This window comes from Mesorhizobium sp. WSM4821 (genome assembly GCF_055901555.1).
Window position 1 is genome coordinate 6,653,064 of the sequence record NZ_CM148371.1, and the last position, 19,305, is coordinate 6,672,368.

Below are 19,305 nucleotides of genomic sequence, written 5' to 3' on the forward strand. Positions count from 1 at the left end.
AACGTGAAGATCAAAACCATCAAGGCCTATCATGTCGTGCAGCCCTTCGTGGACGGACCCTACCGCATGTCCAAGGGGCGTGTCGCCGACGCCTTCGACGCGGTGATCGTCGCCATCACCTCCGACAGCGGGCTGACCGGCTGGGGCGAGATGGCGCCGCTCGGCAATTTCTACTCCTCCGCCTTCGCGGCCGGCGTTCGTGCCGGCATCGTGGAAATTGCGCCGCATCTATTGGGCCAGGATCCGCGCGGGCTGGCCAGTATCGGCAGACTGATGGATACGGTGTTCAAGGGTCATCCCTACATCAAGTCGGCGCTCGACATGGCATGCTGGGATCTCGCGGCGCGCGCTGCAGACGTGCCGCTGGTCACGCTGCTCGGCGGACGCGAGGGCGAGACGGCGGAACTTTACAAGGTCGTCACCCATGGCACGGTCGACGCCATGGCGGCGCTTGCCAGGCGCATCGTCAAGGACGGGCTCCACCGGCTGCAGGTAAAGGTCGGCGGCAATGTCCATGACGACATCGAGCGCGTCACCGCAGTCGCCGCTTCGGTGCCGAAGGGCACGGTCATCTTCTGCGACGCCAATGCCGGCTGGACGCCCTATCAGGCACGCCAATTCGCCGACGCGACGCGTGCCGTCGACTACACGTTCGAGCAGCCCTGTACCACGATCGACGAATGCATGTCGGTGCGCCGCTCGCTCGACAAGCCGATGGTGCTCGACGAATCCGTTGCCTCGCTGGACGATATGCTCGACATCCACCGCAAGGGCGCGGCCGACGGGCTGACGCTGAAGATCTCGCGGCTCGGCGGCGTGACCAAGACGCGCCAGATCCGCGACCTTGCCGTCGATCTGGGCTTCATGATCACCGTCGAGGACACCGGCGGCGCCGAAATCGATACGGCAGCGATGGCGCATCTGTCGCTGTCGACGCCGGAGGAGCGCCGGCTGCACGCCATCGCCTTCCACGAATGGGTGACGGTGCGCACCGCATCGAACATGCCGCCGGTCTCGGGCAGCCACATGGGCGTCCCGGACGGGCCCGGCCTCGGCATCGACGTCGTTCCCGACCTGCTCGGCGCGCCATTCTTCGAGGTCGGCGGCTAAGATGGAGATCCGCCGCATTACCGTGGCCTAACGACGAGTACCAAGCGTCACGAAAACCTTGTCTGGCACTATCCCGAGCCGGTTCACGAGGCCGAGCGCATCAATTCACAGTCTCAGCAATGGTCAAATTCGCATAGCCGATTCGCACCTTGGCCAGCGGCAAGCTCAGAAGAACTGGCTGTGCGCCTGTCGGATCTCATCGACCTGTGCGAGGGTGCCCGAAAGATGCCGGCGGATGGCTGCCTGGGCTCCCGGCGCATCGAAGGCCTTCATCCGATCGAGGATCTCGCGATGCGCCGTGAGAATCGTTGCACCTTTGCCCGGATCCATGAGGTTGAGCTTTCGAAGCCTGTCGATATGGCCTGAGCGGGATTGGATGAGCGTCCATAAATCCGGCACGCCGGCGGCCTCGAACATCGATTGGTGGAACTGTCGGTCGAGCTGGCTGAAGCGCTCCAAATCCCCGTCGATCTTGAGAGCCGTTTCCTGCAATTGGACGATACGGCTGGCGTGGGCGACCACGCTCCGGCCCGCCTCGGTGCTCAATGATCGAACGACCTCAAGCTCGAGCGACATGCGCAGGAACTGGGTCTCCCGCGCTTGATGGAGATCGATGCGCGTCACCTCGGTGCGAGATTGCGGAACGACGGCAATCAGTCCCTCCTTTTCCAGCATCTGCAGAGCATCGCGCACCGGCGTTTGGCTGACACCATAGAACGCGGCGAGATCATTGCGCGACAACTGCATTCCCGGCCGCAGTTCCAGCGAGATGATCCGGTCGCGCAACAGGTCGTAGAGCTGATGTGACGTCGACGTCCGTTTCAGCGCACCACTGAGCGGCTGAGCGGGCAGGGCGGAAAGCAGTGTCATCTGGTCGTCCTCGATGTGGGATTCACTATAGCGCGGCGGTTGACTTGGTGAAACTAATATATTAGTGCATTTGAGAAGGAGATGGAGGTCTCCATATTTCCCATGGGAGGACAGAATGAACGTCAAACTCGCTCTTCTCGCCGGCTCTACCGCGCTCGCATTCGCGTCGACCGCACGCGCTGATCCGCTTTCAATTCAATCGTCGTTCAATGCGGGCGACTTCTCAATGCAATATCTGACCGAGACCTGGCTGCCCAAGGTTCCGGAGATGACAGGCGGCAGGATCGAAATCACGCTGACGCCGAACGCGTCGGTGGTTCCGGCGAAGGAAACGCCCGATGCGGTGGCTGCAGGGGTGATCGACGGCGACTTCACATCGGTCAACTATTTCTCTGGAATCGAGCCTGCCTTCGCGATCATGGCCGATCTTATCTCGGGTTATGACACGCCGGCACAGATGCTGGAATTCTGCAAGAATGATCGTGGCGAGGAGATCCAGCAGAAGATCCTCGACAGCGTGACCAACGGTGAGGTGAAGCTGATTGCCTGTGGCCCATACAGCCGCGAATCCCTGCCCGCGCGCATTCCAATCCGGACGTTCGAGGACTTGAAGGGCAAGAAGATCCGCGCGCCCGAGGGGCTGGCTTCCGCGATCTTCGCCTCCGCCGGCGCAAGTCCGGTTTCCATTCCCTTCTCGGAGGTCTACGGGGCGCTCGAAAAAGGGATCGTCGATGCGGCCGATGCTTCCGCCTATGTCAATAACGTCGCAACCGGTTTGCACGACGTAGCTCCCTATCCCCTCTACCCCGGCATTCATTCTATGCCGCTCATGCAGTTCACGATGAATCGCGAGCGCTGGGATGCACATTCGGCAGAAGACCAGAAGGCGCTCAAGGACTGGTGGTATGCAGCCATGGAGGACCTGACCAAGGTCGTGAACGAGCAGGACCAGGAGAAGGCTGCTGCAGATTCCAAAGGCGGGAAGATTGAGGTCATCAACTGGGCGCTGGAAGACCGCGACCAGCTGCGCGAGGTTGCCCGTGCCGAATGGCTCAAATTTGCAGAAAAGAGCGAGCTCGCCCGCGAAGCGCTGGACGCGAATCTGGCCTACATGAAAAAAATCGGCCTGCTCAAGGACTGAATGAGCAGCCTCTCCGGCCGCCCCTGGCGGCCGGAGAGGCAGCATAGGCGGCCACGCAATGGCTTTCCGTGTCTGTTGTTTCGCCGGCGGAATCTCCGAGCGGTGCGCAGGGATTCTCTCGCATGTCGAAACAGAGGAGGAAACTGGCTATGGGAATGACACGCCGGGATATTCTTTCCCTCGGCAGCGCGGGGCTCGTCGCCGTCGCTGCCGGCAACGCATGGGGGCAGTCTCTCTCATTCAAGCCGAATCTTCGCTATCCGGATCCTGCAATAGAGATCCTGGACCCAAGCTTCGCCAAGTATCGCATCTATGCATCCAGCGTGGAACAGCTCGCGTCCGGGATGCGATGGGCGGAAGGGCCGGTCTATTTCCCTAAGGGGCGTTATCTTCTTGTCTCCGACATTCCTAACAACCGCATCATGAAGTACGATGAGGTGAAGAACAGCTTCACCGTCTTCCGCTCTCCTGCCAATTTCGCCAATGGCAACACCCGCGACAAAGACGGTCGTTTGATCACTTGCGAGCATTCGGTGACGCGCCGCGTCGTGCGTACGGAAAAGGACGGCACGATCACGGTCCTGGCCGACCAGTTCGACGGCAAGCGGCTCAATGCGCCGAACGACGTGGTGGTCAAGTCGGACGGAACGATCTGGTTCACCGATCCGCTTTTTGGCATCAACGGCAACTATGAGGGTGAGCCCGCGAAGCCAGATCAGGCAACAACGAATGTCTACCGCGTCGGTGCCGATGGCAAGCTTGCCGCCATCATCACCGATCTGGTCAATCCGAACGGGCTCGCCTTCTCGCCGGATGAAAAGAAGCTCTATGTGGTGGAATGGAAGGGTACGCCCAATCGAAGCGTCTGGAGCTATGACATTTCAACCGACGGCGCGGCATCCAACAAGACGAAGGTGGTGGACGCCGCTGATTTCGGAGCGCTCGACGGAATCAAGGTGGACCGCGACGGCAACCTTTGGTGCGGCTATGGCAGCAATGGCGCTCTCAATGCGGAACCTTCCCAGGTCGACGGGCGCAAGATCTACACGCTGAAGGGCAACCCGGAACACCTCGACGGCGTGATGATCTTCAATCCGCAAGGCAAGCCGATCGGCTTCATCCACCTGCCGGAGCGCTGCGCCAATTTGACATTTGGCGGACCAAAAGGCAGCCGCCTCTACATGGCGAGCAGTCATTCGCTCTACGCGGTCTATGTCGAGACACAAGGCGCAGCATGACCAGCTCAACTGATCGTCCTGCTGGCGCGGTGAAAAGACCGACCAATCGCCCGCCGCTATGCGGCCACGCGCTACCATCGAGCGCACGGTAGGGATCATGAGACGTCTTCTTGCACGCTATGCCTCGATCATGGACCGCTTCAGCGTCTTCGTCGGGCACGGCTGCTCAATTCTGTTCTTCGCCTGCATCATCGCCTCGGCGCTCGAGGTCGCTATGCGCTATGGCTTTGATCGGCCGACCACGTGGTCGACCGAGCTTTCCATGACCCTTTGTGCGACCGCCTGGGTGCTTGCCGTCGGCTACGTGACGGAGCGCAACCGGCACATTTCGATCACCATGCTGGAGATCGTCGTCGGTCCTCGCGTCTGGCGCTTCTTTCGTCTGGTCCAGCTCCTGGCTGCCGTCGTCGCGGTGTTCTTCCTTGCGCGCGCGGTCTGGGCGCCGGCAATGAAAGTCATCGCCCGGCCCGAATATTCCGGCACGGCGATGAACTCCCTGCAGCCGAGCTACCTGAAGGTACTGCTGCTCGTGGGCTGCGTCTTCTATCTGATGCAGCTTGTCGCCAACATCATCCGCTGGTTCCAGTGCACCGAGAAGGGAACCTCCGGTGGGCATTGAATACATCACCCTGTTGATCGTCATTTCGCTGCTGGCGCTCATGGCGATCGGTATCCCGCTGGGGATCACCACGCTTCTCGTCTCGCTCGGCACGGCGATCCTTTATTTCGGCGAGCGCGCCGGCTTCTTCATCGTTTCAGCGAACGTCACCGAGGTGCTGCACAAATATGAGCTGATCTCGGTTCCGTTCTTCGTCTTCATGGCGAATATCCTGGAGCGATCCGGCATCGCGCATTCGCTGTTCGAATCGATGGCGATCATGGGGGGGCGTTTCCGCGGATCAGTCGGCGTCCAGACCTGTGTTGTCGCGGTGGTGCTGGCCGCCATGTCAGGCATTATGGGCGGCGAGATCGTGATGCTCGGCCTGATCGCACTGCCGCAGATGCTCCGGCTCGGCTACGACAAGAAGCTCGCGATCGGCATCATCTGTGCCGCCGGCGCACTGGCCACTCTGATCCCACCGTCGGTGGTGCTGATCGTCTATGGTCTTGCCGCGCAGGTTTCGATTACCAAGCTTTTTGCCGCTTCAATCGGCCCCGGATTGCTGCTTGCGTCGCTTTACATCATCTACATCCTGGTGCGCGTTCGTCTCAATCCGGCGCTTGCCCCGATCTACGACATTCCCGAGACAGGGCTACCCTTCGTAAAGCGATTGCCCTTTCTGAAAGGGGTGATCCTTCCGGCGATCCTGATCGGTGCGGTGCTGGGCGTGATCTATTCGGGGATTGCCACCGTCACGGAGGCTGCGGCCGTAGGCGCGGTGGGCGCGGTGGTGATTGCCGCAATCCGCGCGGAACTCTCCTGGATGAAGATGCGCGACGCGATGCGTCAGACCGTGCAGACGGTGGGCTCGATCATCTGGCTCGTGCTGGGCGCCGTCGCGCTCATCGGTATCTACAACCGCATCGGCGGCGGCGACTTCCTGCGCGGATTGCTGACCTCGCTCGACGTGTCGCCGATCTGGGTGATCGTGGTGATGATGCTGATCGTGATGGTGCTCGGCACCTTCCTGGAATGGATCGCGATCCTGTTCATCACGGTGCCGATTTTTGCCCCCGTCGTGGTGGATCTGGGCTTCGACCCGATCTGGTTCGGCGTGCTTTTCGCAATGAACATCCAGATCTACTACCTCTCGCCGCCTTTTGGCCCTGCCTGCTTCTTCCTGAAGTCGGTCGCCCCCAAAGAGATCAGTCTGCAGGATATCTTCGCCGCCGTGCTTCCCTTCATCGCGCTCCAGGCATTGGGTCTGATGCTGGTGCTGTTCTTCCCGCAAATCGCCCTCTTTATCCCGACATCCCTGAATTGAGGAGACCGTCATGAGCGATGAGCACGACGTCACCCGTGACCTAATGAAGGGAGACGAGGACATCTCACCTTCGGAGTTCGCTGCGGACGAAGCCATGGAGCCGGACTTCGGCAATTGGCCCGAAATCGTGGGAGTGGTCGGCACGGCCGTGCTGATCTGGTTTACTTTCGCCTTCACTGGATAGGATCATGACCCGCAGGACATACGATCAACTGCGCTCCGCGCGCTGGATGACGCCCGACGACCAGCGTTCGTTCGGGCACCGCTCACGGACCATGCAGATGGGCTACGATCCTATCGACTGGGAGGGCCGCCCGATCATCGCGGTCATCAACACCTGGTCCGACGCCCAACCTTGCCACATGCACTTCAAGGACCGGGTGGAATGGGTGAAGCGCGGCGTCCTGCAGGCGGGCGGCTTTCCGATGGAGCTCCCGGCGTTGTCGCTGTCGGAGAATTTCGTGAAGCCCACCACCATGCTCTACCGCAACCTGCTGGCGATGGAGACGGAGGAGCTTTTGCGCAGCCACCCCTTCGACGGCGCCGTGCTGATGGGCGGCTGCGACAAGACCACGCCGGGCCTCGTGATGGGCGCGCTCAGCATGGGACTGCCCTTCATCTACCTGCCCGCAGGGCCGATGCTGCGGGGCAACTACGCGGGCAAATATCTTGGTTCGGGCACCGACGGCTTCAAATACTGGGACGAACGCCGCGCGGGCACGATCAGCAAGGAGGAATGGCAGGGCATCGAGGGCGGCATCGCCCGGTCCTACGGCCACTGCATGACGATGGGCACGGCCTCGACCATGACGGCGATCGCCGAGGCTATGGGCCTGACACTGCCCGGCGCCTCCTCGATCCCCGCCGCCGACGCGAGCCATCAGCGGATGAGCACCCAATGCGGCCGCCGGATCGTCGACATGGTCTGGGAGGATCTGACGCCGACCCAGGTCGTCACCCCCGCCGCCGTGAACAATGCGGTGACGGTCGCCATGGCGACGGGGTGTTCGACCAACGCGATCATCCACCTGATCGCGATGAGCCGCCGCGCCGGGGTGCCGCTGGATCTCGATGACCTCGACCGGATCGGCCGCATCACGCCGGTCATCGCGAATATCCGTCCCTCGGGCACGTCCTACCTGATGGAGGATTTCTACTACGCCGGCGGCCTGCGCGCGCTGATGAAGCAACTGGGCGACAAGCTCGACAGCTCGGCCATCACCGTCACCGGCAAAGCGCTGACGGATGGTCTGGATCAGGTCAGGATCTGGAACGAAGACGTGATCCGGCCGCTGTCAAACCCGGTCTATCACGAAGGCTCGCTCGCAGTGCTGAGGGGCAACCTCGCGCCCGACGGGGCGGTGATCAAGCCCGCAGCCTGCGATCCGAAGTTCCATCGCCACTCGGGCCCCGCGCTGGTGGCCGACAGCTATGCCGAGTTGAAGAAAATCATCGACGACCCGGACTACCCGATAACGCCCGACACGGTGCTGGTGCTGCGAAACGCTGGGCCGCAAGGCGGCCCGGGGATGCCGGAATGGGGCATGATCCCGATGCCCAAGGCGCTTCTGAAGCTCGGCCTGCGCGACATGGTGCGCATTTCGGACGCGCGGATGTCCGGCACTTCTTTCGGGGCCTGTGTGCTGCACGTTTCCCCCGAGGCTTATGTCGGCGGTCCGCTGGCGCTTCTGGCGACCGGCGACATGGTTGAGCTCGACATTCCGAACCGCAGTCTGAACATGCTGGTCTCCGACGAGGAGCTTGCGGCCCGACGCAACGCCTGGACAGCGCCCACGCCACGCTACGAGCGGGGCTACGGGTTCATGTTCTCCAAGCACATTGAACAGGCCGACAAGGGCTGCGACTTCGATTTCCTCAGGACCGAATTCGGCCGGGTGGTCGATGAACCGGCGATCAACTGACACAACGCCGCTGTCCCCCGCCTGGGCTGCGGCTCCGGCTACATGAACGAAGCGAGGCCGATGATGACAGACTACGTCCTTTCCGATGAAACCCGCGCGAAGCTGATGAAGGTGTCCACTGCCTCAGTGGCGACGGCGCTCTACAAGAGGGGCCTTCGCAACCAGTTTATCCAGAACGTTCGGCCCGTGGCCTGGAAGGGCATCAACATGGTCGGTCAGGCCTTCACGCTGCGTTACATTCCGGCGCGCGAAGACCGCAACCCAATCGCCGTTTTTCGCAACGTCGACCATCCGCAGCGCGTTGCGGTAGAAACTTGCCCGTCCGGCTGGGTTCTGGTGATGGACAGCCGCAAGGATGCGCGCGCTGCCTCGGCCGGCTCCATTCTCGTCACCCGCCTTGCGGTTCGCGGCTGTGCGGGCGTGGTCTCGGATGGCGGGTTCCGGGATGCGGAAGGAATCGGCAGGCTCGACATGCCCGCTTATCACCAGCGCCCGTCCGCGCCCACTAATCTGACTCTGCACGAGGCGCTCGACATGAACCTGCCAATTTCCTGCGGCGATGCACCCGTCTTCCCGGGCGATGTGATGCTCGGCGACGGCGACGGCGTGATGGTCATCCCAGCCCATCTGGCAGACGAGATCGCCGAGGAATGCGCCGGCATGGAGAACTTTGAGGATTTCGTGCTCGAGCAGGTCCTGGACGGAGCCGCGATCATCGGCCTCTACCCGCCGACGACGCAGAAGGCGCAGGCGGACTATGCGGAATGGCGCAAGAAGACCAGCCGCTAAGCTGTTCCTGATCCCAGCGAGCATCGTGAGAATTCCGGTCCCGACGGTTGGCAAAAAGTGCCTCCTGAGGCAGCGGAGAGTTCCTTGAGAAACTTCTCTGCCTGCGGATCCGCTCCTTCAGGCTGGCTGACTAAGAAATCGCGGTCCAACCTGTAAGGGGCACAGGTCGAGCTGCCACGGTCGTCGTCAATGCCGCGGAACAGGCAGCTTTCGCCATGAGTTCGTGCGCTTCTCGTTTGGCTCGCCGGCTGCTTCGCGAACGCACCGTCCACCCACTGCCGCGTGCAGGACGATTGCATCAGAATCCGCAATTTGGATCGGGACTGCCGAATGTCGGGTTGAAATATTTTTCATTTAGAAATAGGAATGTTCAAAGTGATGGCTTCGACGCTGCGGCGCGTCAGGAACTGGAGGGAGCGACATGGCCCATCCGCAATTTGCAGCGGAACTATTGCAGCGCGCTGAAAAGCAGGGGCCGATCATCATCGGGCTTGCCGGCGCCGGGCAGATGGGCACCGACATCGTCGTCCAGGTCGCGCTGATGCCGGGCATGCGGATCGGCGCCATTTCCGAGGTCAGGCCGCAGGCGGCGATCGACGCGGCACTGCTCGCCGGCCACGACCGCTCGGACATCGTGCAGGCTGGCAACGTAGCGGCCATCGACCGCGCCATCGAGGCCGGCAAGATCGCCGTGACCGAGGATCTGCATGCGCTGGCGGCGGCCGGCCGCATCGACGTCATCATCGACGCGACGGGCAATCCCAACATCGGCACGCTGTTCGCGCTCGAAGTGATGAAGAACGGCAAGCATATCGTCATGCTCAATGTCGAAGCCGACATCACCATCGGCCGCTTCCTCAAGGAGGAGGCGCGCAAGGCCGGCGTCGTCTATACGGGCGCGGCCGGCGACGAGCCCGCCTGCACGCTGGAGATCATCGGCTTTGCCAGGAGCCTCGGCTTCAACATCATCGCCGCCGGCAAGGGCAAGAACAATCCGCTGAAGATCGACGCCATGCCCGCCGACTACGAGAAGGAGGCGGCAGAGCGCAACATGAATGCGCGCATGCTGGTCGAATTTGTCGACGGCTCGAAGACGGCGATCGAGATGGTGGCGATCGCCAACGCCACCGGCCTGGTGCCTGACGTGCCGGGCATGCACGGCCCGACCGCGACGCTGGAGGAACTGGCCAGCGTGCTTTGCCCGCGCGAGGATGGCGGCGTGCTGAATCGCAAGGGCATTGTCGATTATTCGATCGGCAAGGGCGTGGCGCCCGGCGTATTCTGTATCATCGAGACAAGGCATCCGCGCGTGCTGGAGCGGATGGTCGATCTCAAGGTCGGCAAGGGTCCGTATTTCACGATCTTCCGCCCCTATCATTTGACCAGCCTGGAAGTGCCGCTGTCGGCGGCGCGCGCCGTGGTCTATAAGCGCGCCGACATGGAGCCGCTCGACCATCCGGTCGCCGAGGCGGTGGCGGTCGCCAAGAGCGACCTTGGCCAGGGACAGTCGCTCGGCATGATCGGCGAGAACGACTATCGTGGCTTCGCCATGACCTGGGGGGATGCGCGCGCCAAGGGCGCGCTGCCGATCGGCCTTGCCGAACGCGCCAAGGTGGTCAAGCCGGTCAAATCAGGCGACTTCCTCACCTATGAAAATTGTGTACCCGACGATTCGATGGTGATAACCCAGATCCGCCGTCGTCTCGACCAGTCGGATGGACGGTTCGTTACGAACGCTGCCTGAACCGGCCGGATTTCCGCCTGATGGACGATGTCGTAATCGGGATCGACGCCTCGACGACAGCCGTGAAGGCAATTGCCTTCACGCGTGACGGCGAGGAGCTGTTCCAAGCGCGCGAGGCCTATCCACTTTCAAATCCCAGGCCCGGCCATTTCGAGCAGGATGCCGAACATTGGTGGGCGGCACTGCTTGGCGCGCTGAGCCAAATCGCCGACAAGGTCGGCGCACCACGGGTGGCAGCGATTTCCATCGCTCACCAGCGCGAGACGTTCACCCTGATCGATCATGCCGGCAAGCCGCTCATTCCCGCGATCCTTTGGCTGGACGAGCGCGCCCGTCCGCAAGTTGTCAGGCTTTCCGCCGAACTCGGCCGCGCGGCGATCCGCGACTGGAGCGGCAAGCCGCCGGACCCGACGCCGGCACTCTATGCTGTTCGCTGGCTTGCCGAACACCAGCCGCAAGCGCTCGCCGACGCCGCCGCACTCGTCGACGTGCATGGCTTCCTCGTCCACCGGCTGACCGGACGTCTCGTCACCAGCACGGCCAGCGCGGATCCGCTCGGGCTGCTCGACATCAAGACCAGCACCTGGCACCCTGAGCTCGTTGCGGCCGCGGGGCTGCGGCCGGAGCAGTTGCCGGAGTTGGTCGCGCCGGGCACGATCTGCGGCGGACTTGTCGAAAGTGCGGCACGGCTGACCGGCCTGAAGGCCGGCACGCCTGTCGTCGCCGGCGCCGGCGACGGCCAGGCGATGGGCCTCGGCATGGGCGTCCACGGCGAGGGCAAGAGCTATCTTTCGCTCGGCTCGGGCGTCGTCAGCGGCTGCTACTCCGGCAAGGTCAAAACCTCGGACGCGTTTCGGACGCTGATCTCGCCGACCGGCTCCGGCTTCATGCTGGAGACCGTGCTGCGCTCGGGCATGCAGTTGGTCGACTGGATCGTTCGCACCACCGGTTCGCCGTCGGCCGCAGCGCTGGAGAAAGCGGCGGTGGATGTTGCCGCCGGCAGCGAGGGCCTTCTGGCCATGCCCTATTGGGCCGGCGTCATGAGCCCCTATTGGGATGGTGCTGCGCGCGGCGCCATTGTCGGCCTGTCCCTCGACCACCGACCGGAGCATCTCTTCCGCGCGGTACTGGAAGGCATCGCCTTCGAGCAAGCCATCGCCAGCGAGGCGATGGAAACTCAAGTCGGCGGCAAACCGGCGGCGATGATCGCAGCCGGCGGCGGCACCAATTCGGCGCTGCTGATGCGGATCATGGCAAGCGTGCTCGAGCGGCCGCTCTCGGTGTCGCCGGTCAACGAAGCCGCAGCACTTGGCGCCGCCATGCTGGCGGCTTCGGCGATGGGATGGTTTGCCTCGCCCGAGACGGCGGCCGAGGCGATGACCGCGCCGCCGACCAGGCAGGTCGACCCGGTCGGCGAGTTGGTCGCCTGTTACCGCGTGCGCAAGGCGATCTACCGCGATCTCTATCAGGCGACGCGCGACATCCATGCTCGCCTCGAGGCGCTTGGCAAGGCTTAGCGGTTGAGCAGGCCCTTGGCCGCGTCCTCGTCGGTGACCAGGACCGAGACCCTGGTGCTGGCGAGCGCCGCCCGCATGACGGCGATCTTTTCCTGCCCCCCCGAAACCAGGACGATGTTCGGGATGTCGGACAGATCCTGCAGCGGATAGGCGCAGACCCGGCGGTTGACCTCATGGTCGACCGGGCGGCCTTCGGCGTTGATGAAATGACATAAGATATCGCCAACGGCTCCGGCCGTCTGCAATTCCTCGAGTTCGCTGGGTTTGATGAAGCCGTAATTGGCGATCGGACTGTCGTTTGAAAACGAGCCGACGCTGAGCACGGCGATGTTTGCACGCCGCGCGCGAAAAACGACGTCCTGAACACTGCGCTGGCTCATGAAGGCGTCGCGCTGCTCCGGCCTGTCGGCATAGACCGGCACCGGCAGCAGAAAGCACTCCGCACCGATTTTTTCGGCAAACTCCCAGGCGCTTTCGGTCGGATTGAGCGGCTGCGCGTGGGTGAGGCCGCCCAGCATGGAGACCACCGTCGTCCTGGCGATCGGCCGCCGCGGCAATTCGTTGATGGCGAATTTCAGCGTCCGCCCCCAGCCCAGCGCGACGACGTCGCCGGCATTCACATTGTCGGCCAGATAGGCACCCGCGGCATGGCCGATCATCAGCGGCGCGTTGCTTCGGTCGGCTGCCGACGGCACCACGACGGCCTGGCTGAGCCCGAAGCGTTGCTTCAGGGCCTCTTCCAGCACCATGCATTCGACGACGCTGTCACGAATGCGGAACTGGACGACGCCCTCCTCGCGCGCCGCGGATAAGATGCGATGCACCTTGATGCGACCAATGCCGAGGATTTCGGAAATCCTCTCCTGCGTCAGCCCCTCGACATAATAGTGCCACGCGGCACGGGCCTTCAGCTCGGCATCCGGGAAGCGCGAGGCCCTGTCATTCTCCGTCATCGCCATCTTTTGCCCTCCCGCAGTCGCCCGGATCCGTCAAGGCCATTCAGATGGCGTATCCGGCCGAGCGGTCCGAAATCGTTCTGCATGCCCAGGACTCAGGCCCAGGATAGCGTCCACAACGCGAGATGAAAGCCAAAATGGTCAACATTTACTTCGTCTTGGCCGTCTTGCCCTGCTCAAGCAGCCAAAATGAACTCGCAGGACGGGAACCGGACCTGAAACGCGGCAGTTCGTGTCTTCCGTAAGGCAAACCGCCTGGCGGCGCAAACCGGCTGGAATGATGCGGCGGGCCTTGACAATTTTCTGACGAACAGTTTAGCTGAACAAAATTGCTTATCAAAGATAAATTGTTCACAAGGGAGGCGCTTGGTGAACAAGAGTGAGCCGGCGACGCATCGCCGGACTGCTGGTGGAGGAGCAAAGTGGCTGTGAGCAACGATGCAAGCGAGTTGAAGGCCGGCCCGGGTGCTCAGGCCGCGGCGGGCGCGAAGCTTTCGGCCCTGTTCGCCGGGACCATGGGCCCGCTGATCGGGTTGGTGCTTTTGTGCCTGGTCCTGTCGCTGACCACCGACACGTTCCTGACCTTCCGCAACATCCTCAATGTGCTCGACCAGGTCACAGTGCTCGGCATCATGGCGATTGGCATGACGCTGGTCATTCTGATCGGCGGCATCGACCTGTCCGTCGGCTCCGTCCTGGCGCTCGCCGCCATGGTGATGGGCTTCGTCGCTCATCCGGACCATCTCAATCTCGGCATGTCCGCCGGCATCGTCACAGCGCTTGTCGTTGCCGGGCTTTGCGGGCTGGTTTCAGGCCTGCTGGTGACGGTCACCAAGCTGCCGCCCTTCATCGCGACGCTGGCCATGATGTCGGTGGCGCGCGGTCTCGCCAACATGATCACCGACGGCTCGCAGATCATCGGCTTTCCCGACTGGTTCACCAGCCTGTCGATCATCCGCCATTTCGGCTTCCTGTCGGTCACCGTCGGGCTGATGATCGTGCTGGCCATCATCTTCGCGATCTTCCTGAACTACCGCGCGACCGGCCGCAGCCTCTACGCGATCGGCGGCAGCGCCGAGGTCGCTCGGCTGTCCGGCATACCGGTCAAGTCGCTGACCAACTGGGTCTACGCGGCCTGCGGCGTACTGGCCGGGCTTGCCGGCATCGTGCTTGCGGCACGGCTCGATTCCGTCCAGCCGAGTTCCGGCTTCGGCTACGAACTGGACACGATCGCGGCGGTTGTGATCGGCGGCGCCAGCCTGTCGGGCGGCGTCGGTTCGATAGGCGGCACCGCGGTCGGCGTGCTCATCATCGGCGTGCTGCGCAACGGGCTGAACCTGCTCGGCGTGTCGCCCTTCGTCCAGCAGGTGGTGATCGGCGTCGTGATCGCGCTGGCGGTGGCCACCGATACATGGCGCCGGCGAGCGCAATGAAGGGTTGGGGCGCAATGGAGAGCGGGGCGCCATGAGATTCGCTTGGGATGTCCGGGCGAAAACGGATCGGTGATCCGAAACTGGGAGTTGTTCGGCCAGGGGGCGCCGCGATGCGCCGGCAGGACAGATTGAACATCAACGGAGGAAACACATGCTGACCAAACGTTCATTGCTGCTCGCTGCCGCAGCAATCATTCCGCTGCTCGGGCTGTCCGACATGGCCTCGGCCAAGGACGCCAAGAAGCTTGGCCTTGCCGTCGCCAATCTGCAGGCCGATTTCTTCAACCAGATCAAGCAGTCGGTCGAAGCCTACGGCAAGGAAAAGGGCATCGAAATCATCACCGTCGACGCCAAGGGCGATTCGGCGACCCAGGTCAGCCAGGTGCAGGACCTGATCACGCAGAACATCGATGCGCTGATCTACATCCCGGCCGGCGCCACCGCAGCCACCGTGCCGACCAAGACGGCCAAGGCTGCCGGCATCCCGGTCATCAATGTCGACCGCAACGCCGACGGCGCGCCCGGCGATACTTTCATCGCCACCAACAGCGTGGCATCGGCCAAGGCGGTGTGCGACTACATTGCCAAGCAGGCCGGCGGCAAGGGCGAGCTGATCATCATCCATGGCCAGAAAGGCACGACGCCCGAGGTCGACCGCTCGAAGGGCTGCGGCGAAGCGCTGAGCGCCTATCCCGACATCAAGGTGGTCGGCGAGCTGTGGAGCGAAGGCTGGCACCAGGACGAGGGCTTCAAGCTGACGCAGGACCTGCTGCAGTCGCATCCCGACGTGTCGATCGTCATCGGCCAGGCCGATGCGCTGGCGCTCGGCGCCGCGCAGGCGGTCAAGGTCGCCAATCCCGGCCACAAGGTCTGGGTTGCCGGCTTCGACGGCGACGTGGCGGCGCTCAAGGCGCTGAAGGGCGGCGTCTTCGACGTGACCGCGACGCAGCAGACACAAGGCATGGGCCGGCTTGCCGTCGATGCCGCGATCAAGCTGGTGGCCGGCGAAACCATTCCCGCGGAACAGCTGCAGGACGCGACGCTGACGACCAAGGACAATGTCGAGCAGTTCATCGCCAAGCACCCCTGACACCAGGCATCCCTGACGATTGACGAGCGGAACGATGTCGATGGATCCCAGCCATACGCAGACGTCCCATCCGGGGCTCTTCGTCAGCGGCCTCTGCAAGAGCTACGGACCGGTCCAGGTCCTGGCCGATGCGAGCTTCGAGGTGCGGCCGGGCGAGGTCGTGGCGCTGCTTGGAGAAAATGGCGCGGGCAAGTCGACCGTTTCGAACATCATCGCCGGCTCGACCAAACCGGATGCCGGCACCATCATCTGGCGGGGGAAGCCCTATTCCCCCGCCTCTCCCGCCGCCGCAATCGATGCCGGCGTCGGCATGATCCATCAGGAGCTGAAGCTGCTGCCGGATCTATCGGTCGCCGAGAACGTCTATGTCGGACGCCTGCCGATGCGCGCCGGCCGCATCGATCGCGCGGCCATGAATGCGCGGGCATCGGCGCAGTTGAAGCGGCTCGGCCTCGATGTCTCGCCGGAGCGCAAGGTGCGCACGCTGCGTATCGCCGCCCAGCAGCAGGTCGAGATCGCCAAGGCGCTGGCGCTCAATGCCGAGCTTCTGATCTTCGACGAACCGACGGCAGCGCTTGGCGGCGAGGAAACGGAACTGTTGTTCGAGCAGATCCGCAAGCTCAAGGCGGAAGGCATGTCGTTCATCTATATCAGCCACCGGCTGGACGAGATCGCCCAGATCGCTGACCGCGTGGTGGTGATGCGCGACGGGCGCATCGTCGCCCGGCATGAGCGCGCCGACATTCCGGTGCGCACGGTGGTCGAGCAGATGGTCGGCCGCAGCGTCGAGCGGATGTTCCCGCCGCTGGCGGAGCCGGGCAGCGAGACGTTGCTCGAGGTCGAGAACCTGTCCTCGCCGGAACGCAGTTTCCAGAATGTCAGTTTTTCGGTGCGGGCCGGCGAAATCCTTGGCATCGCCGGCCTGATCGGCGCCGGGCGCACGGAGCTGGTGCGGGCGATTGCCGGCGCCGATCCGATTTCGTCCGGCTCGGTGCGTGTCGGAGGCCAACCGGTGCACCTCAATGGCCCTGCGGCCGCGATCAAGGCCGGCGTGGTGCTGGTGCCGGAAGACCGCAAGGCGCAAGGCGTGGTGCTCGAGCAGACCATCGGCGAGAATCTGGCGATCGGCAATTTCGACCATGTGGCGCCCAACGGCTGGGTGTTTCCGAAGGCGGTGCAGAAGTTCGCCGAGGACGGCATCAGCCGGCTCGGCGTCAAGGGTCGGCCGAACCAGGCTATCAGCAAGCTTTCCGGCGGCAACCAGCAAAAGGTGATCATCGCCAAATGGATTTCGCGGCCGCCCAAGGTGTTCATCCTGGACGAGCCGACACGCGGCATCGATGTCGGCGCCCGCGCCGCGATCTACGATGTCATCGCCAATCTCGCCCGCTCGGGGATGGCGGTGGTGGTGGTGAGTTCCGACCTCGAGGAAGTGCTCGGCCTGTCGCATCGCGTGCTGGTGCTGAGCCGTGGCCGCCAGCGCGGAATTCTCGACCGCAGCGAAGCGAGCAACGTCGCCGTCATGGAACTTGCCACAAGCTAGGACAGTTCAGCGGAGCGGAAGCGGGGGAATCGGAACAAAGCGCAGCAGGTGATATCCTCCCAGGCACCGGACCGCGCGGGGGGGGCGCCAGCCAAGGCTGGCGCCCTTCATTCCCAGGCAGTACCGGCGGCTCAACAGGAAACACTTCGATGACACTATTCGAACTTCATGGGGACGTTGCCCTCGTCACCGGCGCGGGCAGCGGCATCGGGCAAGCAATCGCCATCGGCCTGGCCGAGGCCGGCGCCGACATCGCCTGTTTCGGCCATGCCTCCAAGGGCGGGCTGGACGAGACCGCGCACAGGATCTCGGCGCTTGGCCGCAAGGCACTGGTGCTCACCGGTACGGTGACTTCGGAAAGCGATCTCGCGGCGGCGGTCGAGCGCACGGAGGAGGAGCTTGGCGCGCTGAGCATCGCCGTCAACAATGCCGGGATCGCCGGAGCTGAGCCGGCCGAGACGCTGTCGCACGAAAAATGGCAGAAGCTCTACGACGTCAATGTCAGCGGCGTGTTCCTGTCCTGCCAGGCCGAAGCGCGCACAATGCTTAAGCGGCGCAAGGGCTCGATCATCAACATCGCCTCGATGTCGGGCTCGATCGTCAATCGCGGCCTAACCCAGGCGCACTACAATTCGTCGAAGGCCGCCGTCATCCACATGTCCAGGAGTCTGGCCATGGAATGGGCCGATCGCGGCCTGCGCGTCAACGTCGTCAGCCCCGGCTATACGCTGACGCCGATGAACAAGCGGCCGGAGGTCGCCGACCAGGTCAAAATCTTCGAGCGTGATACGCCAATGGGGCGCATGGCGGCGCCGGAGGAAATGGTCGGCCCGACCGTGTTCCTGGCCAGCCGCGCCTCGAGTTTCGTCACCGGCATCGACCTGATCGTCGACGGCGGCTTCGTCTGCTGGTAGGAGATAAAATGCAGAAGCGGTTCCTGGGCAAGACGGCGGTCATCACGGGCGCCAGCGGCGGCATCGGTGCGGCGATGGCCAGGCGCTTCGCGGCGGAAGGCGCGGCCGTCGTCGTCAGCGCCATCGACCCGCGCGTCGACGAGGTGGCCGCCGGCCTGAAGGCGGAAGGCGCCAAGGTCGCATCGCTGCGCATGGACGTGACGAAAAAGGACGAGGTCGCCGCCCTTTACGACCTTGCCGAACGGCAGTTCGGCCGCGTCGACATCTCCGTGCAGAATGCCGGCGTCATCACCATCGCCAGGATCGAGGCGATGACCGAGGCCGAATGGGACAAGGTGATGGCGGTGAACACCAAGGGCGTGTTCCTGTGCTGCCAGGAGGCGATCGCGCGCATCCGCAAGCATGGCGACGGCGGCAGGCTGATCAACACCGCATCCGGCCAGGCGCGCCAGGGCTTCATCTACACGCCGCACTATGCCGCTTCGAAATTCGGCGTCGTCGGCATCACCCAGAGCCTCGCCAAGGAAGTGGCCAAGGAGAAGATCACCGTCAACGCGATCTGCCCCGGCATCATCGACACGGACATGTGGGCCTACAACGACGCGGCATGGGGCAGACTGATGGGCGATTACAAGCCCGGCGAGCTGATGGCCGAATGGGTGAAGAATATCCCGATGGGCCGCGCCGGCACCGGCGAGGATGTTTCCGGCCTGGTCAGTTTCCTGGCCAGCAGCGACGCTGCCTACATCACCGGCCAGACGATCAATGTCGATGGCGGCCTGATCATGTCGTGAGAATACTCGGGCGACAGTGCGCCGTTCGAATTTCATGATGTCCCCTGTTTGAGCATCGATTATCCGAAAACCGCTTCACACTTTTCGGTCCGATCTGCTCCTAACCGAGCATCGGATTATTCGAAAACCGCTTCACGCTTTTCGGTCCGATGCTCTGGTCGCATTATCCGTTGCGCGACATGAATGTTGGTATATATAATTTCATCCCATGAAAATGGCTTCGGTGAGCCGCTGGCTTGCCCAAGCGACAGCCGAGATCATGGGAACCTTGATGGCTCGCACGTTCCTGAGCACCGCAAGACCGGCGATCGATACGCGG

General features: G+C 63.2%; 17 protein-coding genes. 15 read left to right on the forward strand and 2 right to left on the reverse strand.

Annotated features, from left to right (window positions below; all coding sequences use genetic code 11):
- The first annotated feature begins 3 nt into the window (after positions 1–3).
- Positions 4–1,110: a mandelate racemase/muconate lactonizing enzyme family protein gene (locus AC0NID_RS32535; protein WP_473454308.1), complete on the forward strand. Its 1,107-nt coding sequence runs from the start codon at positions 4–6 to the stop codon at positions 1,108–1,110.
- Between the two features lie 165 nt (positions 1,111–1,275).
- Here the strand turns inward: AC0NID_RS32535 and AC0NID_RS32540 are convergent, their stop codons facing one another.
- Complete coding sequence (locus AC0NID_RS32540) at positions 1,276–1,980, reverse strand: GntR family transcriptional regulator (RefSeq protein WP_473454309.1); 705 nt, start codon at positions 1,978–1,980, stop codon at positions 1,276–1,278.
- Positions 1,981–2,095: 115 nt separating this feature from the next.
- Here AC0NID_RS32540 and dctP point away from each other — a divergent pair, with 115 nt between their 5' ends.
- From dctP to AC0NID_RS32585, 9 genes are all read left to right on the forward strand, one after another.
- Entirely contained in the window at positions 2,096–3,121 is a 1,026-nt protein-coding gene (gene dctP / locus AC0NID_RS32545; protein ID WP_473454310.1) for a TRAP transporter substrate-binding protein DctP, read from the forward strand.
- Positions 3,122–3,270: 149 nt separating this feature from the next.
- Positions 3,271–4,359, forward strand: coding sequence for an SMP-30/gluconolactonase/LRE family protein (locus tag AC0NID_RS32550; protein WP_473454311.1), 1,089 nt, complete (start codon positions 3,271–3,273; stop codon positions 4,357–4,359).
- A gap of 97 nt (positions 4,360–4,456) precedes the next feature.
- Positions 4,457–4,978: a TRAP transporter small permease subunit gene (locus AC0NID_RS32555; protein ID WP_473454312.1), complete on the forward strand. Its 522-nt coding sequence runs from the start codon at positions 4,457–4,459 to the stop codon at positions 4,976–4,978.
- Positions 4,968–6,284 (forward strand): TRAP transporter large permease, encoded by a 1,317-nt coding sequence (locus tag AC0NID_RS32560; RefSeq protein ID WP_473454313.1) that lies wholly within the window; start codon positions 4,968–4,970, stop codon positions 6,282–6,284. The genes AC0NID_RS32555 and AC0NID_RS32560 overlap by 11 nt, the downstream gene beginning before the upstream one ends.
- A gap of 10 nt (positions 6,285–6,294) precedes the next feature.
- A complete protein-coding gene (locus AC0NID_RS32565) occupies positions 6,295–6,468 on the forward strand; it encodes a hypothetical protein (RefSeq protein ID WP_473454314.1) in 174 nt (57 codons plus the stop codon).
- A gap of 1 nt (position 6,469) precedes the next feature.
- Positions 6,470–8,206: an L-arabinonate dehydratase gene (gene araD, locus AC0NID_RS32570; protein ID WP_473454406.1), complete on the forward strand. Its 1,737-nt coding sequence runs from the start codon at positions 6,470–6,472 to the stop codon at positions 8,204–8,206.
- 63 nt (positions 8,207–8,269) lie between these two features.
- The gene (locus tag AC0NID_RS32575; protein ID WP_473454315.1) at positions 8,270–8,995 is read left to right on the forward strand and encodes a ribonuclease activity regulator RraA; all 726 of its coding nucleotides are present in this window, start codon (positions 8,270–8,272) and stop codon (positions 8,993–8,995) included.
- A 421-nt stretch (positions 8,996–9,416) separates the two neighbouring features.
- A complete protein-coding gene (locus AC0NID_RS32580; RefSeq protein WP_473454316.1) occupies positions 9,417–10,739 on the forward strand; it encodes an NAD(P)H-dependent oxidoreductase in 1,323 nt (440 codons plus the stop codon).
- A gap of 20 nt (positions 10,740–10,759) precedes the next feature.
- A complete protein-coding gene (locus AC0NID_RS32585; RefSeq protein ID WP_473454317.1) occupies positions 10,760–12,256 on the forward strand; it encodes a xylulokinase in 1,497 nt (498 codons plus the stop codon).
- Here the strand turns inward: AC0NID_RS32585 and AC0NID_RS32590 are convergent.
- Complete coding sequence (locus AC0NID_RS32590) at positions 12,253–13,215, reverse strand: sugar-binding transcriptional regulator (RefSeq protein WP_473454318.1); 963 nt, start codon at positions 13,213–13,215, stop codon at positions 12,253–12,255. The genes AC0NID_RS32585 and AC0NID_RS32590 overlap by 4 nt on opposite strands.
- Before the next feature lie 446 nt (positions 13,216–13,661).
- On the opposite strand from AC0NID_RS32590, the gene AC0NID_RS32595 reads away from it, so the two are divergent.
- From AC0NID_RS32595 to AC0NID_RS32615, 5 genes are all read left to right on the forward strand, one after another.
- Complete coding sequence (locus tag AC0NID_RS32595) at positions 13,662–14,645, forward strand: ABC transporter permease (protein ID WP_473454407.1); 984 nt, start codon at positions 13,662–13,664, stop codon at positions 14,643–14,645.
- Positions 14,646–14,796: 151 nt separating this feature from the next.
- Entirely contained in the window at positions 14,797–15,735 is a 939-nt protein-coding gene (locus tag AC0NID_RS32600) for a sugar ABC transporter substrate-binding protein (RefSeq protein WP_126039425.1), read from the forward strand.
- Positions 15,736–15,775: 40 nt separating this feature from the next.
- A complete protein-coding gene (locus AC0NID_RS32605) occupies positions 15,776–17,278 on the forward strand; it encodes a sugar ABC transporter ATP-binding protein (RefSeq protein WP_473454319.1) in 1,503 nt (500 codons plus the stop codon).
- Between the two features lie 149 nt (positions 17,279–17,427).
- Positions 17,428–18,192: an SDR family oxidoreductase gene (locus AC0NID_RS32610; RefSeq protein ID WP_473454320.1), complete on the forward strand. Its 765-nt coding sequence runs from the start codon at positions 17,428–17,430 to the stop codon at positions 18,190–18,192.
- Between the two features lie 8 nt (positions 18,193–18,200).
- Positions 18,201–18,986: an SDR family oxidoreductase gene (locus tag AC0NID_RS32615; RefSeq protein ID WP_473454321.1), complete on the forward strand. Its 786-nt coding sequence runs from the start codon at positions 18,201–18,203 to the stop codon at positions 18,984–18,986.
- Positions 18,987–19,305 lie beyond the last annotated feature (319 nt).